This window comes from Kribbella sp. VKM Ac-2566 (assembly GCF_004366005.1).
GTDB classification, from domain to species: domain Bacteria; phylum Actinomycetota; class Actinomycetes; order Propionibacteriales; family Kribbellaceae; genus Kribbella; species Kribbella pratensis.
Genome location: NZ_SODT01000010.1, coordinates 24678 through 42872, shown reverse-complemented (window position 1 = coordinate 42872; position 18195 = coordinate 24678). Strand labels below are relative to the sequence as shown.

The following is an 18195-nucleotide window of genomic DNA, read 5'->3' as shown; positions in this document are numbered from 1 at the left end:
GGAGGTCTGTGGGCTGGTTACTGGCAGCCAGGATGCAGGCCAACGGCCTGGCGCGTCCGGTGAACGAGGCCGGCCCCGGAGGGGTGGCCGACGTCGTACGCCGGGCGGGGGGACTCCAGGCCCAGACCTGGCGAGGAGCGGCGTACGCCGTCCGCGCCCGATCGACCGCGACCACGCTCGCCGACGTCGCGAGCGCCCAGGAAACCGACCGCTCCGTGATCCGCGGCTGGTTCATGCGCGGCACCCTCCAACTCGTCGTGACCGAGGACGCCGGCCCGCTGCTCGGGCTGCTCGGCCCGAAACTGATCAAGGACACCGAACGCCGGTACGGCGAACTCGGCCTCCCGGATCGCGTCCGAGCCGAGGCCGCCGACGTACTCGAGGACTGGTTGCTGACCCACGGCCCGAGCAACCGCGCCGAACTGGCGGACGTCCTGGTCCGCGCCGGACTGATCGCGGAGCCCAAAGGACAGGCTGTGTACGCGCTCATCCGGTACGCCGGTCTGCTCGGACGCCTCTGCTACGGACCCGGCGAAACCTGGGTCGCCGTCCGCGACTGGCTCGGCAAGCCACTGGTCCTCGAAGGCGACCCCGAGGACCTGGCCCGCCGCTACCTGACCGCGTACGGCCCAGCCACCCCACGCGACTTCGCCACCTGGTCCGGCCTGCCGGTCCCAGTTGCGCGCCGAGCGGTGGAGGCGGTGGCCACGACGTCCTTCGAGATCGAGACCACCGAACTCCACGCCGTCGACGATCTACCGGGCTGTTACGAAGTACGCCTGCTGGGCGAGTTCGACGCCTACCTACTCGGCTATCAGAACCGCCACTTCGACCTACCGACCTCGATCTTCCCCGGCGGTGGCATGCTGCGTCCCGCAGTAGTGCAAGCCGGCCGCCCGATCGGCACCTGGCAGCACGCCACCCTCGCGGTCGACCTCTTCGAACCAGCAGACCTGACCCAGGAACTAGCAGATATCAACCGCTTCTCAGGCCACTGACACGTACTCGCGGAGATGCTCCGCGGTGATGGTCGGGCTGCTCTCGACCAGGTCAGCGGGCGTTCCTGTGAAGACGACCCGACCGCCGTCGTGGCCGGCTCCCGGGCCGATGTCGATGAGCCAGTCGGCGTGCGCCATCACCGCCTGGTGGTGCTCGATCACGATCACCGTGTTGCCCTGATCGACGAGCGTGTCGAGCATGCCGAGGAGCTTGTCGACGTCGGCCAGGTGCAGTCCGGTCGTCGGTTCGTCCAGGATGTAGATCGACCCGGTCCGGCCCGTGTTGATCGCCAGCTTGAGCCGCTGACGTTCACCACCCGACAGCGTGGTCAGCGGCTGCCCGAGCCCGATGTACCCGAGCCCGACCGTCGCGAGCCGATCCAGGATCGTCCGCGCCGTACCGGTCCCGAAGAACTCCCGCGCCTCGGCCACCGTCATCCGCAGTACTTCGCTGATGTTCTTGCCGCGCAGCCGATACCCGAGCACCTCGGCCGTGAACCGGGCCCCGTTGCAGTCCTCGCACACCGACGCGACCTCGGCCATCATCGCGAGGTCCGTGTACACCAGCCCGATGCCCTTGCAGGTCGGGCAGGCACCGACCGAGTTCGCGCTGAACAACCCGGGCTTCACCTTGTTCGCCTTGGCGAAGGCCGCGCGAATGGGATCCAGCAACCCCGTGTACGTCGCCGGATTGCTCCGCTTCGACCCGCGGATCGGTTCCTGACCCGCGACGATCACGCCGTCCCGCCCGGCCAGCGAGCCGTGGATCAGTGAACTCTTCCCGGAACCCGCGACCCCGGTCACCACCGTCAGTACGCCGAGCGGAACGTCGACATTCACGTCCTGCAGATTGTGCAGCGACGCGTGCTCGATCGAGATCTTCCCGGTCGGCCGCCGTACGTCGTCCCGCACGGTCACCCGGTGATCGAGGTACTGCCCGGTGAGAGTCCCGGACGTCTTCAAACCGTCCACGTCGCCGGCGTAGCAGAGCCGCCCGCCGGACAGGCCCGCACCCGGGCCGAGGTCGACGACGTGATCGGCGATCCGGATCGTCTCCGGCTTGTGCTCGACGACCAGCACCGTGTTGCCCTTGTCCCGCAGTTGCAGCAGCAGGTCGTTCATCTGCTGGATGTCGTGCGGATGCAGGCCGACCGTCGGCTCGTCGAAGACATAGGTGACATCGCTGAGGCTGGACCCGAGATGACGCACCAGCTTCACCCGTTGCGCCTCACCACCGGACAGCGTCGACGACTCGCGATCCAGGCTCAGGTAGCCGAGACCGATCGTCACGAAGGACTCGAGCAGGTCCCGGAGCCCGTCGAGCATCGGACCGACTCCCGTATGCTTGACCCCGGCAACGAACTCGGCCAGATCATTGATCTGCATCGCCGAACACTCACCGATCGTCCGCCCGTCCACGGTCACACTCCGGGCCGCGGCATTCAGCCGCACACCGTGGCATTCCGTGCACGTCTCCTGCCGGATCGCGCGCTCGGCGAACGCCCGCGCGTGACTCTGCATCGACTGCGGATCCTTGCTCAGGTACTGCCGTTTCAGCTTGCTGATGAGCCCTTCGAAGGTCAGGTTGCTCTTCCCGACCCGGATCTTGATCGGCTCCTGGTACAGGAACTGCTGCCACGCCTCCGCCGGGTAGTCCTTCAGTGGCAGGTCCGCGTCGAACAGGCCCGACTGAGCCATCAGCTGCCAGTGCCAACTGTCGACCGAGTACCCAGGCGCCTTGATCGGGCCTTGATTGAGGGTCTTGTCGCGGTCCACGAGTTCGTCGAGGTTGAACTCGGTGGTCCGCCCGAGCCCCTCGCACACCGGGCACATGCCTTCGGCGCGGTTGAAGCTGAAGACCGAGGGCGGCCCGGCGTACGGCGTGCCGGCGCGGCTGAACAACACCCGGAGCATGGTGTGGGCGTCGGTCGCCGTACCGACGGTGGAGCGGGCGTTGGCGCCGATCCGTTCCTGGTCGACGATGATCGCGGCGGACAGGTTCCGCAGCGCGTCCACGTCCGGCCGGCCGAGGCTCGGCATGAAGTTCTGCACGAACGCGGTGTAGGTCTCGTTGATCAGCCGCTGGGACTCGGCGGCGATGGTGTCGAAGACGAGTGAGGACTTGCCGGAAACGGAGACTCCGGTGAAGACGGTGAGCCGGCGTTTCGGGATGTCGAGCGAGACGCCGCTGAGGTTGTTCTCGCGGGCGCCGCGCACCTGGATGACGTCATGACTGTCAGCAGGAAGCATCCTTCAATGGTCTCATTGAACCGCCCGTACGAACTTGGCTCAGCTTGTCAGCCCTCGTGGCTGGGTAAAAGTTTCAACGTCGTCAGGAAGGTTTGCGAGCGATGCGGGCGACCTCGTCGAGCAGATCCTGGAGCTGGCCCGCGAGCTGGGTGCGCGCGGTGGGGGACAGTGACGCGACCAGTTCGGACTCGCGCGTGAGCACCTGGTCGACCGTCCGCTCGATCAGGTCGTGCCCGGCTTCGGTGAGCGTGACGACGACCGCGCGACTCCCGTCGGCCGCGGACCGCCGGGTGACCAGTCCGCCGGCCTCGGCGCGGGCGACCCGCTGCGAGATCGCCCCGGCGGTGACGAGCGTACGGCGGGACAGCTCGCGCGTACTGAGCTCGTACGGCGTGCCCGCGCGCCGCAGCACGCTGAGCAGGTCGAGCGTCGCGGGATCCACGCCGGCGTCCGCGAGCACCCGGCGCCGGTCGTCGGCGAACAGCTTCGCCAGCCGCCACAGGGGAGTGACGATCTCTATCGAGTCGGTCGGCGTACCGGGCCGTTCCCGCTGCCAGGCGCGGGCGATCTCGGCGGCGGGGTACGGACTCGGAGCATCGAGCGGGTAGTTGTCGACCACGAGGCCCATGGTACGTTTAGATCTAAACATTTAGAGCTAAACGTGAGGATTTCAGATGAGGACGATCGTGGTGACCGGGGGAGCGACCGGGATCGGGCGGGCGACCGCGGAGCGGTTCCGCGCGGACGGTGACGACGTGGTGATCACCGGCCGGCGCGCCGACGTACTCGCGAAGACCGCCGCTGATCTCGGAGTCAGGGCAGTGGTGTGCGACGCGACCGACCCGGCGCAGGTGGAGCGGCTGCTGGACGAACTGCCCGAGCAGGTCGATGTCCTGGTCAACAATGCCGGTGGCAACACCGACTTCGGCCGGCCGGACGGCGATCTCGCGCAACTGAGAGCGAACTGGCTGGCGAACCTCGAAGCCAACCTGATCAGCGCAGTCCTGACCACAACCGCCCTCGCACCCCGATTGACCACTGCCGTCGTCCATCTGGGCTCGATCGCCGGCGCTCGCGGGCCGGGTTCGTACGGCGCCTCGAAGGCCGCGCTGGCGATGTGGAACGTCGACGTGGCGACCGAGCTCGGGCCCCGGGGAGTCACCTCCAATGTCGTCGCGCCGGGCTTCACCGCGGAGACCGAGTTCTTCCAAGGCCGGCTCACCGGCGAGCGCCGCGAGACTCTGCTCCGGGCAACGCTGACCAAACGCGAGGGCCAGGTCGACGACATCGCCGGGACGATCCACTTCCTCGCCTCACCCGCCGCCCGCCACCTCACCGGACAGGTCCTGCACGTGAACGGCGGTGCCTTCGTCACGCGCTGATACGTGACAACGTATGTCAGGTGTGACAATGGGCAGCATGCGTCCCACCGTCAAAGATGTCGCCAAGCTCGCCGGGGTGTCGCCGAAGACGGTGTCGAACGTGATCAACGGCGTCGTCTTCGTGCGCCCCGAGACCCGGGCCCGGGTGGAGAGCGCCCTCGCCGAGCTCGACTACGTGCCGAACATGAGCGCGCGTGGCCTCCGCAACGGCCGCTCCGGCATGATCGCGCTGGCCCTGCCCGACCTGCTCAGGCCGTACTCCGCGGAGATCGTCCACCTGGTCGTCGAGCTTGCCCACGAGCGCGGCTGGGGTGTGCAGATCGAGCAGACCGCGGCCGAGCCCAAGCGCGAGTTCGAGCTGCTCTCGAAGGCCCGCGCGTACCTGGTGGACGGCCTGATCCTGAACCCGGTGAACCTCGACGACAGCGCGGTGACGACGGCCGGTCCGCTACCGCCCCTCGTGCTGATCGGTGACGTCGACCAGGACGTGGTGAGCCAGGTCGCGATCGACAACGTCGCGGCCGCGCGGGACCTGACGAAACACCTGCTGGCGCAGGGCTGCCGGCGGATCGCGGCCGTCGGTACGCCGGAGATCCCGCGCGGCTCGAGCGGGGTCGGAGTCCTCGGCGGATCGGCCGAGTCCCCGGGTACGGCGGCGTCGCGGCTGCGGACCGCGGGGTATCGCCAGGCGCTCGAGGAGGCCGGCGTACCGATCGATCCGAGTCTGGAGATCAGCCTCGACCGCTGGCGGCCCGAGGGTGCCGCGACCGTGGTGGCGAAGTACCTGGCCGAGCACGAGTTGCCGGACGCGTTCTTCTGCTTCACCGACACGATGGCCTCCGGTACCTTGTCCACGCTGTGGAGCGCGGGCATCGACGTACCGAAGCAGGTCCTGGTGGCCGGGTTCGACAACATCCTCGACAGTCAGTTCATGATTCCGCCGCTGACCACGATCGCCTTCGACCGCAGAGAGTTCGTCGCCGCGGCCCTCGACCTGCTGGCCGAGCGCATGGCGGACAAGGACGCACCGCCGCGCAGGGTGATGATCCCCCACCACGTGGTCGAACGCGCCAGCACCGCACGCTGACGCGGCCCTGCTACCGCCGGCTTCGGTGGTCGGTAGGGTTCCTGGACAGTCGTTCCGGGGAACGGGATTCCGGTCACGATCCCTTGAAAACGTCGTCACTCTCAGCGAGGGTTGCCTGATCACTTCCGCGTCGTTTCCGGGTGCGGGAAGGACGGGGGAGTGTGCGGGCGTGCCGTGAGGACGAGGTGTTCGGTGCGACCGCAACCGCCAACACTCGGGGGCAGTAACGATGAGAAGGGGGAAGTGTGTCAGCGATGACAAGGCTTGCCGAGCAGTGCCGTGATGTGAGGAGTCACGGCAACGCGGGACTCGGGCGAGCTTCGATCCAACCGGCGGTGTGTACCGGCATCCACGAGGTGAGCTCGTCGATTCCGTCGGTGCGACCGCGACGCGTGGCGATGCTCAGACTGAGCAACGGTATGACGACCACGCTCCGACTCGGCGACGGTGCCCAGGCGCCGGCGCCCGGTAGCACTGTGTACGTCCAAGGTGGCCGGGGCATGGGTGATCAGCCCGCCTCAGGTGGGGTCATCCTCGCGTCCCGCGAACCCGTCGGGACGTAGACGGTCTGAGTCAGTGACTCGCCGGTCTCAGGTGTCCAACGCCCAGCTGAGGCCGGCAAGCCGCTGGACAGCTAGCTCTCCACCGGGTCGGTGAACGACCTGATCTCGATCGGCGAGTACGGCGCCTCTGGCAGGCGCGCGGCGATCTCGGTTGCGCGATCCAGGCTCGCACAGTCGACGATGTAGTAGCCGGCCAGCACTTCCTTGGCCTCGGTGAACGGTCCGTCCGTCACCGTCGGTACGCCGTCCCGCACCCGGACCACCCGCGAGTTCGCGATGGTCAGCGGCCTGTCGTCGACGTGCTCACCGCGCGCCTTCAGTTCGTCGATGAGCTCGCCGTGCTGTTCCATCACCTGGTCGATGCCTTCGGCGTGCAAGGTGTCCCACGTCTCGTCGTTCCCGTAGATCAGCAGCATGTATTTCATGGCTTGCCTCCATTCACCCGGGTACGTCGGAGCCCCGGACATCTTCTCGACATCCGGGGCCCAGCGTAGTGACTACCAGGTGGCGCCGGCGGGCTCCCGCACCGTGGTGTTGAGGCGGTTGAACAGGTTGGTGAGCGCGATCATCAGGATGATCGCCGACAGTTCCTTCTCGTCGAAGTGGTCGGCGGCAGCGTTCCAGATCTCGTCGGTGACCGCGGTCGGGTTGTCGGCCAGCCGGGTCGCGGCCTCGGTCATCTCGAGTGCGGCCCGCTCGGCGTCGGTGAACAGGTCGGAGTCGCGCCACGCCGCGACCTGGTGCAGCCGCTCGTCGGACTCACCGTTCTTCAGCGCCGACTTGACGCCGCCGAAAACGCACGGCGAGCATCCGTTGATCTGACTGGCCCGCAGGTGCACGAGTTCGAGCGTCTTGCCGTCGGCGCCGGACTGCCCGATCGCCTTGTAGATGTTCTGGATGCCCTTCGTGGCGTCGGGCAGAACCATTGCGGGGTTGGTCATCCGTGCTTGCATGGGAGGTTCTCCAAAAGCTCGTGTCTGTTGATTTCACTCCCTTGACGGATGCTGCGCGGCCGATGTGACAGCGAATCGCAGATCTCTTTCGAGCCTGGTCTCCACAGGTACGGCGGGATCGGAGTACTGACTCGTCAGGCAGATCGGGCCGGTGTACCTGAGCTGCCGCAGCGTCGCGAACACCGCCGGCCAGTCTGACAATCCGTCCTCGGCCTCGACGAAGTTCGTCGTCCAGCCGCGTTCCGAGCGGACGTAGTGGACGTTCTTCAGGTTCACGATGCCGAGCCGGTCCGCGCCGAGCTCCAGGGTCACCGCGGGATGATCCCCGGCAAGCGCGTCGTGCGCCGCGTCCCACACGAGCTTGAACCGATGAGGCAGCCCGTCGAGCAACTGCAGTACGCCGAGCGTCGACGAGACATATCGCCCGTGATGCGGTTGCACTCCGACCTGTACGCCGTACCGCTCGGTGAGTACGGCGGCGGTCTCGAGCAGCTCGCGATTGCGTCGTACCGAAGCGGCGTACCCGTCCGGGCCGAGGCCGGCCATGATCCGGATCATCGGCACGCCGGACTCCGCGCACCCCGCGAACACCTGCTCGGACAGCTCGCTCGCGACGCTGATCGGTTCGATGCCCTCGGCCCGTAACTGCGCGGTGAACTTCGGCAGCTCGGCCTCGGCGGTCGCCGGCGTCACGTACGCCGTTTCGCGCACCGGGACCTCGGCCCCGGCGAATCCGAGTCCGGAGATCAGCCGGCCGAGCTCGTCACCGGGCAACCCGATCCACGGTTTGGTGAAGACGGACCACAGATAGGTCATGTTCAACGGCCTCCCAGCCCACTCATCGTGATACCTCGGACGAACCAGCGTTGCGTGAGGAAGAACAGGACGATCAGGGGCACGGTGGTGACGGTCGCCGCCATCAGGAGAAGGTTCCACTGGGTGCCGTTGGTGTCCTGGAACACCTGCAGGCCGACCGATGCGGTCCGGGTGGCGTCGCTGTTGGAGATCACCAGCGGCCACAGCAGGTTGTTCCACTGCCCGATGAACTTGAAGACCGCCAGCGTCGCGATGGCCGGCACCGCGAGCGGCACGATGACTCGGACGAACGCCTGCCACCGGTTGGCGCCGTCCAACCGGGCTGCCTCCTCGTAGTCGCGCGGGATGCCGAGGAAGAACTGGCGGAGCAGGAACACGCCGATCGCGGTGAACGCGTGCGGCAGGATCATGCCCGGCCAGGTGTCGATCCCGTGCAGCTTCGCGACCAGCACGAACTGCGGGATCAGCGTCACCTGCGACGGGATCATGAGGGTCGCGAGGTAGATGCCGAACAGCCAGCTCCGGCCGGGAAAGTTCAGCCGCGCGAACGCGTACGCCGCGAGCGCCGCGGTGACCGTTTCGAGCAGCGTCGTACCGGCGGCGAAGTAGATCGTGTTCAGCAGGTACTTGCCGAGCGGGACGAGCTCGAACGCGCGGGTCAGGTTCTCGGGATGCCAGCTGCTCGGCCAGAACGACGGCTTCGCGGCCATCGACTCGCCGTCGGACTGGAACGCGACGAGCACCATCATGACGACCGGGACCAGCGTGATCGCGGTGACCAGGAAGCAGGTGAAGACAACGAGCTTGCGCCGGATCTCAGTTGTCATAGTGCACCAACTTCTGCTGGAACAGGAACTGACCTGCGGTGATGAGCACGATGAACGCGAACAGGACCAGCGACTGCGCGGCGGCGTACCCCTGGTCGTAGTTCTCGAAGCCGGTCCGGTAGATGTACATGACCAGCGTGGTGGTGCGGGTGCCCGGGCCGCCGTTCGTCATGATCAGCGCCTGGTCGAAGACCTGGAACGATCCGATCACCGACGTGACGATCACGAAGAACAGCGCGGGGGACAGCATCGGCACCGTGATGTGCCGGAAGCTCTTCCATGGCGACGTACCGTCCACGCGGCCCGCTTCGTAGAGCTGTTGCGGGATCGCCTGGAGGCCCGCGAGGAAGACGACCATGCCGAAGCCGAAGCTCTTCCAGACGCTCATCAGGATCAGCGCGGGCATCGCCCAGGTGTCGGAGATGAGCCAGGCCGGGCCGTTGATGCCGAACCATCCGAGCACGGCGTTCACCAGGCCGTCGTGCGGGATGTAGAGCCAGATCCAGACGAACGCGACCGCCACCGTAATGGTTGCGTACGGCAACAGCAACAGGGATCGGAAGACGGCGATCCGCTTCAGGCCCTGGTTGAGCAGGAGCGCCAGCGCAAGGCTGACCAGGATCGTCAGCGGGACGCTCACCAGGGTGAAGTACGCCGTACTGCCGAGCGCGGACCAGAACGTCGGATCGGGGCCGAGGCGGGCGAAGTTGTGCAGGCCGGCCCAGGTGGGTGCGCTGAACAGGTTCCAGTTCAGCAGTGAGATGACGCCGGCGGCGACGACCGGTCCGGCGGTGAAGATCAGGAAGCCGATCAGGCTGGGCAGGATGAAGAGCCAGGCAGTGAGCGCTTCCCGGCTGCGCCAACGCGGCGGCGGGGCCTGCTTGGCCGGTACCGGTGCGGTGGTGACAGGTGCGGTGTCTGCCGTGGAAATGGCCATCACGCTCACCCCTTCCTGGCCGTGGCTTGGCGGACGGTGTCGAGATGCTGCCGCATCAGTACGTCGAGACGCGGCGTCAGACCGTTGACGGCTTCCGGGACGCTGACCTGGCCGAGGAACGTCCGCGGGAGATCCTGGCCGAGCAACTGCTTGACCTGGTTCCAGTTCGTGGTGACGTCGAAGGCGTGGCCGCCGGCGACCTTGCCGGCCAGGATGTCCTGGACGATGCCCAGGTTGTCGGGCGGCGGCTGGAAGGCGCTCCCTGCGCTGAGCCGGGCCGGGTTGTTGCGGCCGGCCTTGGCGTAGATGTCGAGCGCGCCGGTGCTGGTGAGCGTCTTGAGCAGCTTCCACGCGAGGTCGAGCTCGGCCCCCTCGCGTACCCCCGATGGAATGGCGAAGCTGGACCCTGAGACGCGCGGCGTGCTCCCGTTCGCGCCGGCCGGGAACGGGATGATGTCCCAGTCGAACTTGGCCTTCCGGGCGTTCACGACCTGCCACGGCCCGTTCTGCATGAACGCGACGTTGCCCTGCATGAAGTTGGACAGTGAACTCTCGGTGACCAGGTTCTTGATCGGCGGCGTGACCTTGTCCTTCACGAACAAGTCGATGACGAACTGCAGCGCCTCCATCGCCTCGGGATCGCCGAGCGTACTGCGGCTCGCGTCGGCGCTCATCACGTTCCCGCCCGCGCAATAGATCCACGACACCAGGTCGTCGATGGCCGGCGCGCAGGTGAAGCCGTACTGCTCACCGGGTTTGGTGAGTTGCTCGGCGAGGTCGCGGAACGTTGCCCAGGACATCGGTTCGGTCCGGGACGGCAGCGGGACGCCCTGCTTCTTCAGCAGGTCCTTGTTGTAGTACATGACTGTCGGGGCGACGTCGAAGCCGATCGCGTACGTCTTCCCGTTGAAGCCCGAGATCTTCCGGCTGGTCTCGTAGAAGTCGTCGAGCTTGAAGTCGGGGTCGGCGGCGATCAGGTCGTCGAGCGGCCGGTGCGCACCGCGGGCGGCGTACGTCGGGATCAGGGTGCCGTTGAGCGCGGTGACCAGGCTCGCCGTGCCGCTGACGAGTTGCAGGTCGAGTTTGGTCGGGTAGCCGCTCGACGGGGTCAGGGCGGCGACCGACTTCACGCCGAGTTGCTTCTCGACGTACTTGCCGAAGTCCTCCCAGACCTTCTTCTCGGCGGCGCTGCTCGACCACATCGCCCAGGTGGCGGTGCCGGCCGGTGGCCCCGAAGAACAGCCGGCGGCGAGCGCGATGCCGGCCAGTCCGCCGAGCTGGAGCACGCTGCGGCGGGTCAGGTTGGTGCTCATCGATCTCCTCAACGGTAGAGCAGGTCGATCGACTCGGCGCGGATGCGCTCCTCGTCGACCTCGACGCCCAGTCCAGGGGCGGTGGGGACCGTTGCGACGGCCTTGGTGATGCTCAGCCCGTCCACGTACAGATCGGTCAGCAGCTCCGGCCCGTTGAGCTCGGCGGGCAGGGCGAGCTCGAGCTGACTGAACACGTGCAGTGCGGCGGCGAACGCGACTCCGCAGTCGGTCAGGCCGCTGGCGAGCAATTCCACGCCGCCCGCCAGCGCTGTCTGGGCGGTTTTGAGAGCGTTCCGCAGGCCGCCCGACTTGCAGACCTTGACGACGACCAGGTCCGCGGCGTTCAGGCGGATTGCGCGGGCGAGGTCCTGCGCGGAAAAGCTGCCTTCGTCGATCGCGACCGGAAGGTCGATGAGCTCGCGCACGCGCTGCATGGCGAGCGTGTCGGTGCTCGGGACAGGTTGCTCGACGCAATGGATCGTGCGGATGTGCGACGTCCGGTCGCGGAGTTGTTTCAGCGCGGCTGGTCGATAGGACTGGTTGGCGTCCAGCCAGAGCGGTTTGCCGTCGGCAACTTCCGCGACGGTCTCGATCGCGGCCGTGTCCGCGTCCAGATCGCCGCCGATCTTGACCTTGTACGCCGCATAGTCCGACGACTGGAGAGCGTGTTCGCGGACCGTTTCCTGGTCGCCGACCCCGATCGCGGAGCAGAGCGGGATCTCGTCGTAGATCTTGCCGCCGAGCAGTGCGTGGACGGGGACACCGGCGAGCTTGCCGGCCGCGTCGTGCAACGCGACGTCGACGGCGGCGCGGGCGAACGGGAAACCGTTGGAGACGGCGGGGCTGAGGCGTTTGGCGGCGCGCTGGTGGAACAGTTCGACGTCGAACGGCGTGAGTTCGAGCAGGATCGGGGCGAGGTGCCGGCGGATGACGACCGCCATCGTCTCGGCGGTCTCGTAGCTCCAGCTGGGGAGCGCTCGCTGCTCTCCCCAGCCGACCACACCGTCCTCGGTCGTGAGCTTCACGAAGATCACCGCGCCGGCCTGGTCGGGGGCGGCGTCGGGGGAGCCGACGGCGCCGCTGCCGAGCACGAACCGGCGAGCGAACGGCACCGCAACCGCAAAGACCTCAACCTGGGTGATGCGGGACAAGATGATCAGTCCTCTCTCGGTCTGCTCGGCGCGGTGGGTCAGGCGGCGATCGACCAGAGGGCGGGATCTACGAAGCTGGGGCCTCGGGTGCCGTCTTCGAGCCACTGGAGGGCGTCCTTCAGCACGTAGCCCGCGAGCGCGAGGTGGCCCTCGGCGGTGTCGCCGGCGATGTGCGGGGTGAGCAACAGGTTCTCCGCACGGAGAGCGCTCTCGGCAAGGTCCGGCGGCTCCGGGTCGTAGACGTCGAGCGCGGCGTAGATCCGCCCGGAGACAGCGTGTTCCAGCAGGGCCTGCTGATCGATCGCCGGACCGCGCGACGAGTTGACCACGACCGCACCGTCGGGCAGCCGCTCGATCAGCTCGCGCGAGATCATGCCCTTCGTCTCGGGCACGTTCGGCACGTGGATCGTCAAGAAGGCGCTCGCTGACGTTTCCGGCAGCTCGGCCAGCCGGACCCCGAGCTCGGCGGCGCGTTCGGCACTCAAGTACGGGTCGTACACGACCACGTCACAGCCGAACGGCTTGAGCAGCGTGATCAACGCACGCGCCGTACTGCTCGCGCCGACGATCCCGACCTTCGCGCCGGCCAGCTCGTGCCCGCGGTATCCGGTCTGCTTCCACCCGCCACCGCGGACCGCACCGTCGAACCGAGGCAGCCGCCGAGCCAGCGTGAGCATCGACGCCAGGCAGTACTCACCGACCGACCACGCGATCCGCGGACCTGCCGAGAACACCCCGACCCCCTGGTCGAGGATGACCGGATCGATGAGGTTCTTCACGGTGCCCGCGGCATGCGCGACGACCTTCGGACCGTTGCCGTCGGCCCACAGCTCCTTGCCGAGGTGCGGCGTACCCCAGCTGGTCAGCAGCACGTCGGCGCCCTCGGCCAGCAGCGGTACGGCGGCCGGGTCGAGCGCGGGCGGTTTCGCGAGCGAGCCGTTGCTCGTGGTGTGGTCGGCGGTTGCCCAGACCACGTTGAAGCGGTCCTCGAGCAGGCGGCGGGTCTCCGGGTCGATCACGTCGGCGGCGCGTTCGGGGGAGAAAAGGGCAGCGAGTTTCGGCACCGTGTCGGCTCCTTCGGTGGTCGGTGATCCGACGGTAGGCGCTTTCCGTTATGCAGGTCCAAGCCCATTTACGTATGGACCGATACCGTGCTTGCATGGCCGCCATGGACCTGTCGCTCCAGCAACTCCGTGGATTCGTCGCCGTCGCCGAGGAACTGCACTACGGCCGGGCCGCCCAGCGCCTGAACCTGACCCAGCCGCCGCTGACCCGCCAGATCCAGGGCCTCGAGCGCACGCTCGACGTCCGCTTGTTCGACCGCACCGGCCGCGGCGTGCGGCTGACCGCGGCCGGGAGAGTCTTCCTCGAGCACGCGCGCCGGGTGCTAGCACTGCTAGAAGTCGCACCCGAGGCGACCCGGCGCGCCGCGGACGGGACGACCGGGACGCTCCGCCTCGCCTTCACCGCGATCGGCGCGTACGCCGTACTCGCCGACTTCCTGACCATGGTCGGGAAACGGACGCCCGGGGTGACGGCCGAGCTGACCGAACTGGTGAGCCCGGCGCAGTTCGAGGCGCTGGCGAACCTGGAGATCGACCTCGGCCTGGTGCGCCCGCCGATCCCGGCGCAGTTCGAGTCGTTGCTGGTCCACTCGGAGGACCTGGTCCTCGCCGTACCCGCCTCGCATCCACTGGCGCTCGGCGACGGGGCGGTCTCGCTGGTGGACGTGACCGACGACTACATCGGGTACAGCCCGGAGGGATCGCAGTACCTGCACGACATCTGTGCGGCGATGATCGGCATGGATCGCTACGCCGTCAGCCAGTTGGCGTCGCAGGTGCCGACGATGCTCGCGCTGGTCCGCGCCGGCCTGGGGTGCGCGTTGATCCCACGCTCGATCATGGCGATGGGTGTCGAGGGCGTCCGCTACCGCGAGCTGGACGCGGCCGACGCGCACTCGGTCACTCTGCACGCCTGCTGGAGCCCCGACAACCCCAACCCGGCCCTGCAGCGCCTGGCCGAATCCCTGCGGCTCGATCCGCGCCTCACGACTTGACTTAGAGCGAACTCTAATTCGTAGGCTCGATGGCATGAGTGCACAACACAAGATCGGCTCGGGTTTCGGGCACGACAGCACCGCGGACGACGTACTTGCCGGGATCGACCTGACCGGCAAGCTGGCGATCGTCACCGGCGGATATTCCGGTCTCGGTCTGGAGACCACCAAGGCGCTGGCGAAGGCCGGCGCCCACGTCGTCGTACCGGCGCGTCGGCCGGACGCGGCGCGGGAAGTTCTCGGCGAGCTCGCTGAGGTCGACGAACTGGACCTGGGCTCGTTGGAGAGTGTGAAGGCGTTCGCGGACCGGTTTCTGGCTTCGGGCCGGTCGGTGGACATCGTGATCGACAACGCGGCGATCATGGCGTCGCCGGAGACGCGGGTCGGGCCGGGATGGGAGGCGCAGTTCGCGACCAACCATCTCGGGCACTTCGCGCTGGTGAACCGGCTGTGGCCGGCGATCGCGGCCGGCGGTGGCGCACGGGTCGTCTCGGTGTCGTCGACCGGGCACCGGCGGTCGGACATCCGGTGGGACGACCTCGAGTTCCGGCTGGGGTACGACAAGTGGGAGGCGTACGGGCAGGCGAAGACGGCCAACGTGCTGTTCGCCGTCCAGCTCGATGCGCTCGGCAAGGATTTCGGCGTACGGGCGTTCGCGCTGCATCCTGGCGGGATCCTGACGCCGCTGCAGCGACACCTCGAGAAGCAGGAGATGGTCGACTACGGCTGGATCGACGAGGACGGCAATCCACTGAACCCGGCGTTCAAGAGCCCGGAGCAGGGCGCCGCGACACAGGTGTGGGCGGCGACGTCGCCGCAGCTCGACGGGATCGGTGGCGTGTTCCTCGAGGACTGCGAGGTCGCCGAGGTGTCGACAGACGACGCGCCGGGAGTACGCCCGTACGCGATCGACCCCGCGTCTGCGGAGCGACTGTGGACCGTGTCGGCGCAGCTCACCGGCGTGAACGCGTTCGGGTAAGCTGACGCGGTCAGGTAACGGCAGACTGAAGGAGGTGGGACCGATCATCCAGGCAGGTCGGTTGCTCCCGCCTCGAGTGATCAGCGCAGGCTGATCGCGGGAGCCTCGTAGTTCTTAGGGGTTCAATGTGTCTGTTTCTTCTTCTGCTGTAGAGCTCGGCTCTGTTGTCGAGCGGCTGCGCGCGTCCGGTTGTGTGTTCGCCGAGGACGAGGCTGCGCTGATCGTCGAGACCGCGCGGGACGCGGCCGAGCTCGCAGCGATGGTCGACCGGCGGGTTGCCGGGTCGCCGTTGGAGTACGTCGTCGGCTGGGCGTCGTTCCGCGGGCTGCGGATCGCTGTCGATCCCGGGGTGTTCATCCCACGTCGCCGTACCGAGTTCCTGGTCGCCGAAGCGCTGCGGATCACCGTCGCGGACTCGGTCGTGGTCGACCTCGGCTGTGGCTCCGGTGCCCTGGGTGCCGCGGTCGCGGCCGAGCGCGAGGTGTCGCTGTACGCCGCTGACATCGAGCCGGCCGCGGTGCGATGCGCACGCCGGAACGTGGAGCGGTTTGGCGGGACGGTCTATCAGGGTGACCTGTTCGCGGCGTTGCCGGAACGTTTGCGCGGGAAGGTCGACGTACTGCTGGCGAATGTTCCGTACGTGCCGACCGACGAGATCCGGCTGCTCCCGCCGGAGGCGCGGCTGTACGAGCCGCACGTCACGCTGGATGGCGGACCCGACGGCCTCGCGACCCTGCGTCGCGTGGTCGTCGGTGCCGCGGAGTGGCTCGGGCCCGGCGGTCAGCTGTTCGTCGAGATGAGCGACCACCAGGCACCCGTCGCGCGGGCGCTGATGATCGAACACGGGCTGGACGCCGAGATCACCACGGACGAGGACCTCGGCGCCAACGTCGTACACGGCATCAAACCCGGCGCTGCACATGCAGCAGGTACTCCCGGCGGTTGAGGGGGTCGTGGTCGGTACGCGGGCGTTCCGGGATCGGGCCGGTCACCGGCTGGTAGCGCTCGAAGGCCGACTCCAGGACCCCCTCGCCGCGGGTGAGAGCGGGGAGTTGCTGCTCGAGTTCGTAGACGGCGGCCGCGGGGATTTCTCCTTCCAGGGTTGAGATTTCCGCGGCCAGCGCCGGTACCTGGGGAATCGCCCGGAGCCGGGCGAGGGCCGCGAGTACGGCGCGGGTCGTGTCGGTCGGGATCTCCAGTCGGAAGCGGTGCATCGGCTCGTGCACCGTCGTACCTGCCTCCTGGAGCGCGGTCATCAGGACCAGCGGCGTGAGGAACCGGAAGTCGCCGGCCGTGCTGGACATGCTCTTGTCGAACACGGCGTGGGCGTGACTCTGGCGGGCGGAGTACCCCGAGTGCGTCATCACCACGCGGGCGTCAGGGATCTGCCAGCCGTGGATGCCCTGGTGCAGCGTTTCGCGGACGGTTTCCTCGACGGCCTTGATGAACGCGTACGGCATCGAGCCGAGTTCGACCTCCAGCTCGAAGGTGACCCCGGCGTCGACCGGTGCCGCTTCGACGCGGAGTCCGACGGTCGCGAGGAACGGGTTCGCGTCCTTCTTGTTGAACTCGACCGCCTGCCCGGTCCCGGCGATCCGCTCGATGCAGATCGTGGTGGTCTCGCGGAAGTCGACCTCGATCCCGAAGTCCGTTGCCAGCGTGGACTCGATGACCTCCTTCTGCACCTCGCCGTACAGGGAAACGTAGGTTTCCTGGCGCAGGTCGTCCTGGCGGAGGTTGATCAGCGGGTCCTGCTCCGCCAGTTGGGTGAGCGCCACGCGGAGGTTGCCCTTGTCGGAGCGCTTCCTCGGAGTGATCACCGTTTCGAGCGTGGGCGGGGAGAACGCCGGTGCGGAAACAATGTGTCGTTCCGTTCCGGAAACGTTCCGGAAATCGGTCAGGGTGTCGCCGATGCGGATTTCCGTCAGGCCCCAGAGGCGGCCGATCTGGCCGGCACGGATCGTCGTGGCGGGGCCTTCGCCGACGACCTCGAGCGCGGTGATCTTCCCGTCGGTGTCGCCGTACCGCACGCGTTCGCGCACGTGGGCCGTGCCGGAGAACATCCGGACGTAGGCGATCTTCTCGCCGGCCGGTCCGCGCTCGACCTTGAACACGGTGCCGTCGAGCGGTACGCCGGTGGTGCGGGCGCGGGGGAGCAGTTCCCGGATGCCGTCGGCGAGCGCTTCCGTGCCCGCGCCGGTGATCGCCGATCCGAAGTACACCGGGTGGACGATCGCCTGATGCGTCTGGGCGATGAGTGCCTCGTGCAACGACAGTGGCTCGTTGTCGACGTACCGCTGCAGGAGCGCGTCGTCGTGCCGGGTGAGGACCTCCAGAAGGGCGTCCTCCTGCACGATCGGCTTGAACGTCGCCTCGGGTGTGCCGAGGTACGCCGCCTCGCCCATCGGGACGATCTCCCGGGTGAGTTTCGCGGCGATCTGCTCCAGTACGCCGTCGTACTGCGCGCCGGTCCGGTCGAGTTTGTTGACGAAGATCAGCGTCGGGATGCGCAGACGTTGCAGGGTGCGCATGAGTACGCGCGTCTGCGCCTGGACGCCCTCGACCGCCGAGACGACCAGGACCGCACCGTCGAGCACGCTCAGCGCGCGCTCCACCTCGGCGATGAAGTCCGGGTGGCCCGGGGTGTCGATCAGGTTGATGCCGACGTCGCCGATCGTGAACGCCGCGACGGCGGACTTGATCGTGATCCCGCGCTGCCGTTCGAGCGCGAGCGAGTCGGTCTGGGTACTTCCGTCGTCGACGCTGCCGACCTCGTCGATGACTCCGGCGGCGTACAGCAGCCGCTCGGTCAGGCTGGTCTTTCCGGCGTCAACATGCGCCAGGATCCCAAGATTCAGTAGTTCCACGCCGCTTCATGTC

General features: G+C 67.8%; 17 protein-coding genes. 6 read left to right on the top strand and 11 right to left on the bottom strand.

The genetic code is table 11. The annotated features are described in order from the left end of the window. Positions 1-8: 8 nt before the first annotated feature. Positions 9-998 (top strand): winged helix DNA-binding domain-containing protein, encoded by a 990-nt coding sequence (locus tag EV647_RS18585; RefSeq protein WP_134004566.1) that lies wholly within the window; start codon positions 9-11, stop codon positions 996-998. On the opposite strand, the gene EV647_RS18580 is transcribed toward EV647_RS18585, so the two are convergent. Next, complete coding sequence (locus EV647_RS18580; protein ID WP_134004563.1) at positions 987-3248, bottom strand: excinuclease ABC subunit UvrA; 2262 nt, start codon at positions 3246-3248, stop codon at positions 987-989. The two genes, EV647_RS18585 and EV647_RS18580, sit on opposite strands and share 12 nt — an antisense overlap. Before the next feature lie 82 nt (positions 3249-3330). Then, positions 3331-3867 carry a MarR family winged helix-turn-helix transcriptional regulator gene (locus tag EV647_RS18575; RefSeq protein ID WP_238175029.1) on the bottom strand — a complete coding sequence of 179 codons (537 nt, stop codon included), beginning with the start codon at positions 3865-3867 and terminating at the stop codon, positions 3331-3333. Positions 3868-3922: 55 nt separating this feature from the next. Here EV647_RS18575 and EV647_RS18570 point away from each other — a divergent pair, with 55 nt between their 5' ends. Both EV647_RS18570 and EV647_RS18565 read left to right on the top strand, forming a co-directional pair. Next, complete coding sequence (locus EV647_RS18570; protein WP_134004557.1) at positions 3923-4630, top strand: SDR family NAD(P)-dependent oxidoreductase; 708 nt, start codon at positions 3923-3925, stop codon at positions 4628-4630. A 37-nt stretch (positions 4631-4667) separates the two neighbouring features. Next, the gene (locus EV647_RS18565; protein ID WP_134004555.1) at positions 4668-5717 is read left to right on the top strand and encodes a LacI family DNA-binding transcriptional regulator; all 1050 of its coding nucleotides are present in this window, start codon (positions 4668-4670) and stop codon (positions 5715-5717) included. 634 nt (positions 5718-6351) lie between these two features. On the opposite strand, the gene EV647_RS18560 is transcribed toward EV647_RS18565, so the two are convergent. From EV647_RS18560 to EV647_RS18525, 8 genes are all read right to left on the bottom strand, one after another. Further along, the gene (locus EV647_RS18560) at positions 6352-6705 is read right to left on the bottom strand and encodes a YciI family protein (protein ID WP_134004553.1); all 354 of its coding nucleotides are present in this window, start codon (positions 6703-6705) and stop codon (positions 6352-6354) included. Between the two features lie 72 nt (positions 6706-6777). After that, complete coding sequence (locus EV647_RS18555) at positions 6778-7221, bottom strand: carboxymuconolactone decarboxylase family protein (RefSeq protein WP_238177284.1); 444 nt, start codon at positions 7219-7221, stop codon at positions 6778-6780. A gap of 45 nt (positions 7222-7266) precedes the next feature. After that, on the bottom strand, positions 7267-8049 hold the full coding sequence (locus EV647_RS18550) for a sugar phosphate isomerase/epimerase family protein (RefSeq protein WP_134004547.1): 783 nt from the start codon (positions 8047-8049) through the stop codon (positions 7267-7269). Between the two features lie 2 nt (positions 8050-8051). Continuing rightward, positions 8052-8876, bottom strand: coding sequence for a carbohydrate ABC transporter permease (locus EV647_RS18545; protein ID WP_133791624.1), 825 nt, complete (start codon positions 8874-8876; stop codon positions 8052-8054). Then, positions 8866-9813 carry a carbohydrate ABC transporter permease gene (locus EV647_RS18540; RefSeq protein ID WP_134004544.1) on the bottom strand — a complete coding sequence of 316 codons (948 nt, stop codon included), beginning with the start codon at positions 9811-9813 and terminating at the stop codon, positions 8866-8868. Before EV647_RS18540 ends, EV647_RS18545 begins: the two co-directional genes overlap by 11 nt. A 5-nt stretch (positions 9814-9818) precedes the next feature. Next, positions 9819-11126, bottom strand: coding sequence for a sugar ABC transporter substrate-binding protein (locus EV647_RS18535; protein WP_134004541.1), 1308 nt, complete (start codon positions 11124-11126; stop codon positions 9819-9821). A gap of 8 nt (positions 11127-11134) precedes the next feature. Beyond that, complete coding sequence (locus EV647_RS18530) at positions 11135-12277, bottom strand: mandelate racemase/muconate lactonizing enzyme family protein (protein ID WP_134004538.1); 1143 nt, start codon at positions 12275-12277, stop codon at positions 11135-11137. A 38-nt stretch (positions 12278-12315) separates the two neighbouring features. After that, positions 12316-13341, bottom strand: coding sequence for a hydroxyacid dehydrogenase (locus tag EV647_RS18525; RefSeq protein ID WP_134004536.1), 1026 nt, complete (start codon positions 13339-13341; stop codon positions 12316-12318). A 95-nt stretch (positions 13342-13436) separates the two neighbouring features. On the opposite strand from EV647_RS18525, the gene EV647_RS18520 reads away from it, so the two are divergent. From EV647_RS18520 to EV647_RS18510, 3 genes are all read left to right on the top strand, one after another. Further along, on the top strand, positions 13437-14336 hold the full coding sequence (locus EV647_RS18520; protein ID WP_238177283.1) for a LysR family transcriptional regulator: 900 nt from the start codon (positions 13437-13439) through the stop codon (positions 14334-14336). Positions 14337-14370: 34 nt separating this feature from the next. Then, positions 14371-15315: an SDR family NAD(P)-dependent oxidoreductase gene (locus EV647_RS18515; protein WP_134004533.1), complete on the top strand. Its 945-nt coding sequence runs from the start codon at positions 14371-14373 to the stop codon at positions 15313-15315. A gap of 127 nt (positions 15316-15442) precedes the next feature. Continuing rightward, positions 15443-16261 (top strand): putative protein N(5)-glutamine methyltransferase, encoded by an 819-nt coding sequence (locus EV647_RS18510; protein ID WP_134004530.1) that lies wholly within the window; start codon positions 15443-15445, stop codon positions 16259-16261. Here the strand turns inward: EV647_RS18510 and EV647_RS18505 are convergent. Continuing rightward, a complete protein-coding gene (locus EV647_RS18505; protein WP_134004528.1) occupies positions 16218-18182 on the bottom strand; it encodes a translation factor GTPase family protein in 1965 nt (654 codons plus the stop codon). The genes EV647_RS18510 and EV647_RS18505 overlap by 44 nt on opposite strands. Between the last annotated feature and the right edge of the window lie 13 nt (positions 18183-18195).